This is a genomic window from Aeromonas molluscorum 848 (genome assembly GCF_000388115.1).
Lineage (GTDB): Bacteria > Pseudomonadota > Gammaproteobacteria > Enterobacterales > Aeromonadaceae > Aeromonas > Aeromonas molluscorum.
Window position 1 is genome coordinate 1 of sequence record NZ_AQGQ01000161.1, and the last position, 8,995, is coordinate 8,995.

At 58.7% G+C, this 8,995-nt stretch carries 6 protein-coding genes and 1 pseudogene; 5 read left to right on the forward strand and 2 right to left on the reverse strand.

Features of this window, described 5'->3' with window-relative positions; all coding sequences use genetic code 11:
• The 3 genes from bamB to G113_RS20740 all read left to right on the forward strand — a co-directional run.
• Window positions 1–970: outer membrane protein assembly factor BamB (gene bamB, locus G113_RS16785; protein ID WP_005907581.1), on the forward strand; the 970-nt coding region annotated here is incomplete at its 5' end.
• A gap of 74 nt (window positions 971–1,044) precedes the next feature.
• Entirely contained in the window at window positions 1,045–2,529 is a 1,485-nt protein-coding gene (gene der / locus G113_RS16790; protein WP_005907582.1) for a ribosome biogenesis GTPase Der, read from the forward strand.
• Window positions 2,530–2,697: 168 nt separating this feature from the next.
• The gene (locus tag G113_RS20740; RefSeq protein WP_005907583.1) at window positions 2,698–2,940 is read left to right on the forward strand and encodes a zinc ribbon domain-containing protein; all 243 of its coding nucleotides are present in this window, start codon (window positions 2,698–2,700) and stop codon (window positions 2,938–2,940) included.
• A gap of 142 nt (window positions 2,941–3,082) precedes the next feature.
• On the opposite strand, the gene G113_RS16800 is transcribed toward G113_RS20740, so the two are convergent.
• On the reverse strand, window positions 3,083–4,456 hold the full coding sequence (locus G113_RS16800) for an amino acid permease (protein WP_005907584.1): 1,374 nt from the start codon (window positions 4,454–4,456) through the stop codon (window positions 3,083–3,085).
• A gap of 427 nt (window positions 4,457–4,883) precedes the next feature.
• Here G113_RS16800 and G113_RS16805 point away from each other — a divergent pair, with 427 nt between their 5' ends.
• Window positions 4,884–5,150: a hypothetical protein gene (locus G113_RS16805; RefSeq protein WP_005907585.1), complete on the forward strand. Its 267-nt coding sequence runs from the start codon at window positions 4,884–4,886 to the stop codon at window positions 5,148–5,150.
• 128 nt (window positions 5,151–5,278) lie between these two features.
• Here the strand turns inward: G113_RS16805 and ppsR are convergent.
• Window positions 5,279–6,092: pseudogene (gene ppsR, locus G113_RS16810) on the reverse strand (posphoenolpyruvate synthetase regulatory kinase/phosphorylase PpsR).
• A 305-nt stretch (window positions 6,093–6,397) separates the two neighbouring features.
• Between ppsR and ppsA the strand changes: the two are divergent.
• The gene (gene ppsA / locus G113_RS16815; RefSeq protein ID WP_005907586.1) at window positions 6,398–8,770 is read left to right on the forward strand and encodes a phosphoenolpyruvate synthase; all 2,373 of its coding nucleotides are present in this window, start codon (window positions 6,398–6,400) and stop codon (window positions 8,768–8,770) included.
• The last annotated feature ends 225 nt before the right edge of the window (window positions 8,771–8,995 follow it).

Genomic DNA, 8,995 nt, shown 5'->3' on the forward strand with positions numbered 1-8,995 from the left:
TGATCTATGCCGCGCCCGTGGCGGTGACGTGACCGCCTTCGACCGTGCGAGCGGCAAGGAGCTGTGGAGCGTGGATCTGGCGGACCTGCCGGTCAACGAAGACAAGCGCAGCGCCCGTCTCTCCGGCGGTCTGGTGTCTCGTTATGGCAAGCTGTTCCTTGGCTCCGAAAACGGCCAGGTCTATGCCCTGGACGAAAAAGACGGCGCCGTGCTCTGGCAGACCAATGTGCCGGGCGAAGTGGTTGCCAGCCCAGCGGTCGAGGATGGCCGGGTCGTGGTACTGACTACCTCGGGGCGTCTGGTCGCTCTGGATACCGATGAAGGCAAGCTGCAATGGACCCTGTCCGAAGAGCAGCCGCCGTTGACCCTTCGCAGTACAGGTTCCCCTGTCATTACCAATGGTGCCGTCTTGTACGGACGCGCCGATGGCAAGGTGGGCATCGCCCTGCTCAGCAACGGTCAACCGGTGCGCCAGTCCAAGGTTGCCGATCCGCGCGGCGCCACCGAACTGGATCGCATGGTGGATGTGGATGCCGCACCGCTGATTGCCGGTGATGAACTCTATGCCATCGCTTACAATGGTCAGTTGATGGCCCGCAAGCTGATGACTGGCGACGAGGTGTGGAAGCGCAAATATTCCGGCTATCGCGACATGGCGGTGAGCGGTGATGCCATCGTGCTGACCGACAGCCGCAGCCACCTGTTTGCCATTGACCGTCGCAACGGTCTGGAGCTGTGGTCCAACACTCAGCTGGAAAATCGCAGCGTCACAGCTCCCGTCGTCTTTGGTGACTACGTGGTGGTGGGCGATGTGGAAGGTTACCTGTATTGGCTGGATCGTACCGACGGTACCATCAAGGCGATGCAGCAGCTCGATAGCAGTGGTCTCTATGCCGCCCCTCTGGTGGATGAAGATGTACTGTATGTACAGAGCCGTGACGGCAAGTTGTACGCCCTTAAGCGTCCCTGATCGTCCGATAATATGATTATCCGGCTCCTGGTCTTCGGACCCGGAGCCTTTGTCGTCTTGAGAATGAGGCTTTTATGACTCCTGTAGTAGCCCTGGTGGGCCGCCCCAACGTGGGGAAATCCACCCTGTTCAACCGCCTGACCCGTACCCGGGATGCCCTGGTGGCAGATTTCCCCGGCCTGACCCGGGATCGTAAATACGGCCAGGCGAAGCTGGGCGAGCTGGAATTTATCGTGGTCGATACCGGTGGTATCGATGGCACCGAAGAGGGGATCGAGCTGAAGATGGCCGAGCAATCCTTGCAGGCCATCGAAGAAGCCGATGTGGTGCTCTTCATGGTCGATGCCCGTGCCGGTCTGACCGCCGCGGATCAGGCTATCGCCGAGCACCTGCGCAAGGCCCAGAAGAAGGTGTTCCTGGTCGCCAACAAGACCGACGGCATCGATGGCGATTCCGCCGTGTCCGAGTTCTATTCCCTGGCCCTGGGCGAGGTCTATCAGATAGCCGCCGCCCATGGTCGCGGTGTGCTGAGCTTGCTGGAGCTCTCTTTGGCCCCGCACCTGGAAACCTTGGTCGATGAGGACGATGCGCAAGAAGAGGAAGAAGAGGACTTCGATGAAGAAGCCCTGCTGCGCATGGTAGCCGCCGGTGATCTGGACACCAGGGAAGACACCAAGGAGACCCCCTTTGCCGACTTGCCGATCAAGTTCGCCATCGTCGGTCGCCCCAACGTCGGTAAATCCACCCTGACCAACCGCATGCTGGGTGAAGACAGGGTCATCGTCTATGACATGCCGGGCACCACCCGCGACTCCATCTATATCCCCATGGAGCGTGACGAGCAGAAGTACGTCATTATCGACACCGCCGGTGTGCGTCGTCGTGGCAAGGTGCACGAGACGGTGGAAAAGTTCTCTGTCATCAAGACCCTCAAGGCCATCGAAGATGCCAACGTCTGTCTGCTGGTGATCGATGCCCGCGAAACCATCACCGATCAGGATCTCAGCATCCTGGGCTTCGTGCTCAACACCGGTCGCTCAGTGGTACTGGTAGTGAACAAGTGGGATGGTCTGGACACCGAGGTCAAGACCACTGTCAAGAATGAGTTGGACCGTCGTCTGGGCTTCATCGATTTCGCTCGTGTGCACTTCATCTCTGCCCTGCACGGCAGCGGTGTCGGCCACTTGTTTGAATCCATCCAGGAGGCGTACCAGTCCGCCACGCGCCGTACCAGCACCGCCATGCTGACCCGCATCATGCAGATGGCCCAGGAAGATCACCAGCCGCCCATGGTGAACGGTCGCCGGGTCAAGCTGAAGTATGCCCACGCCGGTGGTTACAACCCGCCCCGTATCGTGATCCATGGCAACCAGCTCAACGATCTGCCCGATTCGTACAAGCGCTATCTGATCAACTATTTCCGCAAGTCTCTCAAGATCATGGGCACCCCGATCCGGGTCGAATTCCAGGAGTCGGTCAACCCGTTCGAGGGTCGGAAGAACACCATGACCCTGAGTCAGGAGCGTCAGCGCAAACGCCTGCTCAAGATGAAGAAGTAAGACCAAACGGCTGCCTCAGGGCAGCCGTTTTACTTTCATGCAGTGCAATTCCCGAGGTTGCTCCCCATGCTATCTTGACCCTGACAACCGGCAGCAGCCATGCTGACACGATAAGGATCTGGCCTGAGGCTGGCTCAAGCCAGACCTCATCTTATGAGGACCATCATCATGAATGAATACACCCCCTGTTGCCCGGTCTGTGCGGCCGAGCTCGATCCGCGCCATGACGAACAGCAATGCCCCGGTTGCCAGGCTGTGCTTCGGTTTGAGGCCAGCTGCCCCGATTGCGGCGCGCCCCTCGAGCAGTTGCAGGGGTGCGGTGCGGTCAACTATTTCTGCCAGGATTGCAGCAGCCTCATCTCCAAACACCGGATCGTATTTGCTATCCGGCAGGTCGGGGACGGCGAGTAGAGCGAAGGTCATGTCGCCGCCAGAGGTCAAACTCTTCAAGGAGATAGCCGGCAGGTGATGTGTCATAAGAAAGAGGCGCCCAGGGGGCGCCTCTTTTATTGGGTTTGACTCGGCCTCTTGCTGGGCCTCTGCGGTGTTGGCGTCAGGCCGGATTGACGGCGGCGGCCAGGCGTTTGCGTTTGAACTGGTAACCGATGGCAAGCACCAGTATCCAGACCGGGATGAGCAGCACTGAGATCTGGATCCCCGGGGTCAGGTACATGATGATCAGGATGCCAGCCATGAAGGCGAGGCAGAGGTAGTTACCAAAGGGGTGCCAGAATGCCTTGAACTTGGGCTCGACCCCCTGGGCCTGCTTGGCCTTGCGAAACTTCAGATGCGCCAGGCTTATCATGGCCCAGTTGATGACCAGGGCCGACACCACCAGCGCCATTAGCAGCTCGAATGCCTTGCCCGGGATAAGGTAGTTGATCAGCACGCACAGCAAGGTGGCGCCAGCCGAGATGGAGATAGCCGCCACGGGCACGCCGCTTTTGCTGGTTTTGAGCAGAGCCTTGGGACCATTACCCTGCTTGGCCAGGCCAAACAGCATGCGGCTGTTGCAGTAGACGCAGCTGTTGTAGACCGACAATGCGGCGGTCAGCACCACCATGTTGAGCACGGTTGCCACCAGGTTGCTGTCCAGGGCATGGAAGATCATCACGAAGGGACTGCCACCTTCCACGACCTTGCCCCAGGGATAGAGGGACATCAGCACGGCCAGGGCGCCGATATAGAAGATCAGGATGCGATAGATCACCTGATTGGTGGCCTTGGGAATGCTCTTTTCGGGGTCGTCCGCTTCTGCTGCCGTGATCCCGACCAGCTCCAGACCGCCGAACGAGAACATGATCACCGCCATGGCCATCACCAAACCGCTGATGCCGTTGGGGAAGAAGCCACCCTGATCCCAGAGGTTGCTGATGCTGGCATCCGGGCCGCCACTGCCACTGGCCAACAGGTAGCCGCCAAAACCTATCATGCCGACGATGGCGACCACCTTGATGATGGCGAACCAGAACTCCATCTCGCCAAAGGCTTTGACGTTGGTGAGGTTGATGGCATTGATCAGCACGAAGAAGACGGCTGCCGACATCCAGGTCGGGATCTCGGGCCACCAGTACTGGACATAGATGCCTACCGCTGTGAGCTCGGCCATGCTGACCAGCACGTACAGTACCCAGTAGTTCCAGCCGGAGGCGAAACCGGCAAAGTCACCCCAGTATTTGTAGGCGAAGTGACTGAATGAGCCAGCCACCGGCTCTTCCACCACCATCTCACCGAGCTGGCGCATGATGAGGAAGGCGATGAAGCCGCCGATGGCGTAGCCGAGCAGCACAGAGGGGCCCGCCATCTTGATGGTCTGGGCTATCCCGAGAAACAGGCCGGTGCCGATGGCGCCGCCCAGAGCGATGAGCTGAATGTGGCGGTTCTTGAGGCCGCGCTTGAGCTCATCTCCTTGTGGTTGAAGATCCATACTGAGTCCTTTTGATGCGTCTTTCCGTCGCCCTGGTCACTTCGTTGCCAAAAGCTGACGAAATCTGTACTTATTTCGTTACATGGTGCCATTATCTGTTTTTCATGTTGGCTACCAACCGCAGCAGAATAGTGATAAACGCCCCTTGTTGCACCTGTTTTTGCTATCATTCGCTGGTTTTTTCGTCTCCAGTTAGTCTTTTATTGAGGTTTTTCTCACTTTCTCTGGTCATTGCTCAATATACAGGCACCTGGTTTTCCCAGTATTGACCTTGGTTGTCATTCATGGTTAATGATGGTGGGGCTCATTTGGGGGTTATTTTGTTCACTCTTCCGTGGGATTCTCTTGTTTATCTTTGTTCGTAACAGGTGGGGGATGCAGTCAGTGACAAAATCCGTATGAAGAACTAAGGGAGGCGGAGTCTGGCATGATGAAGATAGTGGAATGGGTCATGGTGACCCTGTTGTGGGGTGCGCTGTGTCTGGCACCGCTGCTGCTGTTGTTGGCTCTGGGGGCTCTGTTGTGTCTTGGTCTTCTGGCTCAGGCTAGCTGGCCTTGGGTCATGGCAGGGGCTGGCCTGCTCGGCCTTGGACTCGGGATCTGGCTGGCGGAGCGGGTGCGCCATGGTAATGGGTTGGTCTCCTTCTACGGCAAGCTGATGAATAACCGCGAGCTGAACGACCCAAAGAACTGACAACGGGTAAGTCGGTGCCAGTGGCCCGCAACCCGCAAGGAACAAAGAGCCCTGATCCCGCATTGGCGTGATCAGGGCTCTTTGCATGGCAAGTTGCACCTGGGTTTTGGTGTGGTTCAGGGTCGTTGTCAGTAGAGCTGGCGGCGCATGCCGGTGCCTTCCAGGATCTTGGCACTGATCTCTTCCACCGAGTGCGCGCTGGTATCGAGGAAGCGGATGGCCTCCTGGCGATAGAGGCGCTCCACGCTCGCCAACTCCTGCTGACACTGTTCCAATGACGAGTAGCGACTGTTGGCTCGGCGCTGATTGCGGATCTCATGCAACCGATCCGGGGTGATGGTCAGCCCGAACAGCTTGTGGCGATTGGCTTTGAGGGCAGTGGGCAGTTCGAGGGTCTGCATGTCCTGCTCGATGAAGGGATAGTTGGCGGCACGCACGCCAAATTGCAGCGCCAGATAGAGGGCTGGTCGGCGTCTTGCCACAACGGGAGACGCCGATAAGGATGATGTCCGCCTCGTCGTACTCCTTGGTGGTGATGCCATCATCATTGGCCAGGGCGAAGTTGACCGCCTCGATGCGATCGTCATAGAGCTTGCGATTCTCCATGCCGTGGGTGCGATGCAGGCGCGGGGTGGCCTTGATACCAAGCTCTTGCTCCAGAGGGCTGACGAAGGTGTTGAGAAAGTCATGGCTGCTGGCGTGAGCTTTGAGCACCTCTTCACGTACCTGCGGGTCGACGATGGTGTGGAACAGTATGGGACGCACCCCGGTTTGGCGGAACTGCTCGTCGATGCGCATGCGGACCAGACGTGCCTTCTCCAGGGTTTCCACGAAGGGGATGGTGACCTGCTCGAAGATCATGGGAAATTGGCTGAGCACCGCGTGACCAAACACTTCGGCGGTAATGGCAGTGCCATCTGAAACATAAAAAACGGTGTGCACTGGCCTCTCCCTTTTTACTTGCTGCGAAGAAAGTATCTCTCGATACCAAATGACTATTGTCAACCGATCTGCCGTTTCCAAGTTGTGAACTCGGTTGCAAACCTGAATCGTTACCTTTTTGTGTTCGCATTGTAGAATGTCTGTGTCATTCAGCCTATCCCCAAATCTTGCGTGGGGATTTTTTTAACCGAGAGAAGAAAACGTTTTCTCGGCGGGCGGCGACAGCACAAACTAACAAAAAAAGCACACAACAAGGCACAGATGGTGCCCCTGCACCCTGGCCCCACCAACCTGGAGACATGCAAATGCAACAGTACGTACTTTGGTACGAACAACTCGGAATGCAAGATGTAGAACGAGTCGGCGGCAAGAATGCATCCCTTGGCGAGATGATCAGTAACCTTTCTGGTGCCGGAGTGTCCGTGCCGGGTGGGTTTGCTACCACGGCGTTTGCTTTTAATGAGTTTCTGGAGCGTAGCGGGCTCAATGATCAGATCCATAATCTGCTCGACCGCCTGAATGTGGACGACATAGCGGCCCTCGGCGCCGCCGGCAACCAGATCCGCCAGTGGGTGATTGATGCTCCTTTCCAGCCGGAACTGGAAGAGGCCATCCGCAGCGCCTATGACAAGCTCAGCGCCGGGCTGGAGGCTTCCTTTGCGGTGCGCTCCTCCGCCACCGCCGAAGACATGCCGGACGCGTCGTTTGCCGGTCAGCAGGAGACCTTCCTCAACGTGCGCGGCATCGATGCCGTCATGACCGCAGTCAAGCATGTGTTCGCCTCCCTGTTCAACGATCGCGCCATCTCCTACCGGGTGCATCAGGGGTATGATCACAAGGGTGTTGCACTCTCTGCCGGCATCCAGCGCATGGTGCGTTCTGACTTGGCCGCCTCCGGTGTCATGTTCACCCTGGATACCGAATCTGGCTTCAACGACGTGGTCTTCATCACCGGCAGCCAGGGGCTGGGGGAGATGGTGGTGCAGGGCGCAGTCAATCCGGACGAGTTCTATGTGCACAAGCCGACCCTGAAAGCGGGTCGTCCTGCCGTGGTGCGCAAGACGTTGGGCTCCAAGCTGCTCAAGATGACCTACTCCAGCGATGTGGGTCATGGCCGCCAGGTCAAGATTGAAGACACCCAGGAGACAGAGCGCAACCAGTTCTGTATCAACAATGATGAAGTGATGGAGCTGGCCAAGCAGGCGCTCATCATAGAGCAGCACTATGGCCGTCCCATGGACATCGAATGGGCCAAGGATGGTCAGGATGGCAAGCTCTACATAGTCCAGGCTCGTCCCGAGACGGTGCGCAGTCGTCAGGAGGCCAACACCCTCGAACGTTTTGCACTCAAACAGGCGGGCAAGGTGTTGATAGAAGGGCGCGCCATCGGCCACAAGATAGGCGCGGGTCCGGCCCGGGTCATTAGCTCCATCAGCCAGATGGACGAAGTGCAGCCGGGGGATGTGCTGGTGACCGACATGACGGATCCGGACTGGGAACCCATCATGAAGCGGGCCTCGGCCATCGTCACCAATCGAGGTGGCCGCACCTGCCACGCCGCCATCATAGCGCGCGAGCTGGGCATCCCCGCCGTGGTGGGGTGTGGCGATGCCACCGACCACATTGCGCCGGGCCAGCTCATTACCGTCTCCTGCGCGGAAGGGGATACCGGCTTCATCTATGATGGCCAGCTCGACTTCGAGGTGGCGGTGACCGAGGTGGGCAACATGCCACGGCTGCCCATCAAAGTCATGATGAACGTCGGCAACCCGGACCGGGCCTTCGACTTTGCCCAGTTGCCCAACGCCGGCGTGGGTCTGGCACGGCTCGAATTCATCATCAACCGCATGATAGGGGTACACCCCAAGGCCCTGCTGGAATTTGACAAGCAGAGCCCGGAGCTGCAGGCCACCATCACCAAGATGATCGCCGGCTACGAGTGCCCCCGCGAGTACTACATTGCCAAGCTGACCGAAGGCATCGCCACCCTGGCCGCCGCCTTCTGGCCGGAGCGGGTGATAGTGCGGATGTCGGACTTCAAGTCCAACGAGTACGCCAATCTGGTGGGGGGTCGTGGCTACGAACCCCATGAAGAGAACCCCATGATAGGCTTCCGCGGTGCCTCCCGTTATATCGCCGACAGCTTCCGCCCCTGTTTCGCCCTCGAATGCGAGGCGATGAAGCGGGTGCGTGACGTCATGGGGCTGACCAACGTCGAGGTAATGATCCCCTTCGTACGTACAGTGGGTGAGGCGGAGCAGGTGGTGGAGATCCTTGCCGAGAACGGCTTGCGCCGCGGTGAACGGGGTCTGAAAGTCATCATGATGTGCGAACTGCCCTCCAACGCCCTGCTGGCGGATCAGTTCCTGCAACACTTCGATGGCTTCTCCATCGGCTCCAACGACATGACCCAGCTCACCCTGGGGCTGGACAGGGATTCGGGCCTCATCGCCCACCTATTCGACGAACGCAACGATGCGGTCAAGGCGCTGCTCGCCATGGCCATCCAGGCAGCTCGCAAGGCGGGCAAGTATGTGGGCATCTGCGGTCAGGGCCCATCGGATCATCCGGACTTCGCCGCCTGGCTGGTGGAACAGGGCATAGACTCGGTGTCGCTCAACCCCGATACCGTCGTCGATACCTGGCTCTATCTGGCCGAACAACACAAGGGACATTAAGTCTGCCTGAGTGATGTTTCATGACATAAAAACGGCGCCTTCTGGGCGCCGTTTTTATGGTGGGGCAGCTCGCCCTCATCTGGGGACACACAGCTGGCATCCGGGCGCCGAACGCGGCTTCTCCCAGGCCAGCCAAAAAGTGTCGCCGCCGGGCAGCAGCGCTATTTCACTAGCGGGAGGATCGAGCGAAATGCCGGATCGCGGCAATCCCCGAGCAGTTCATAG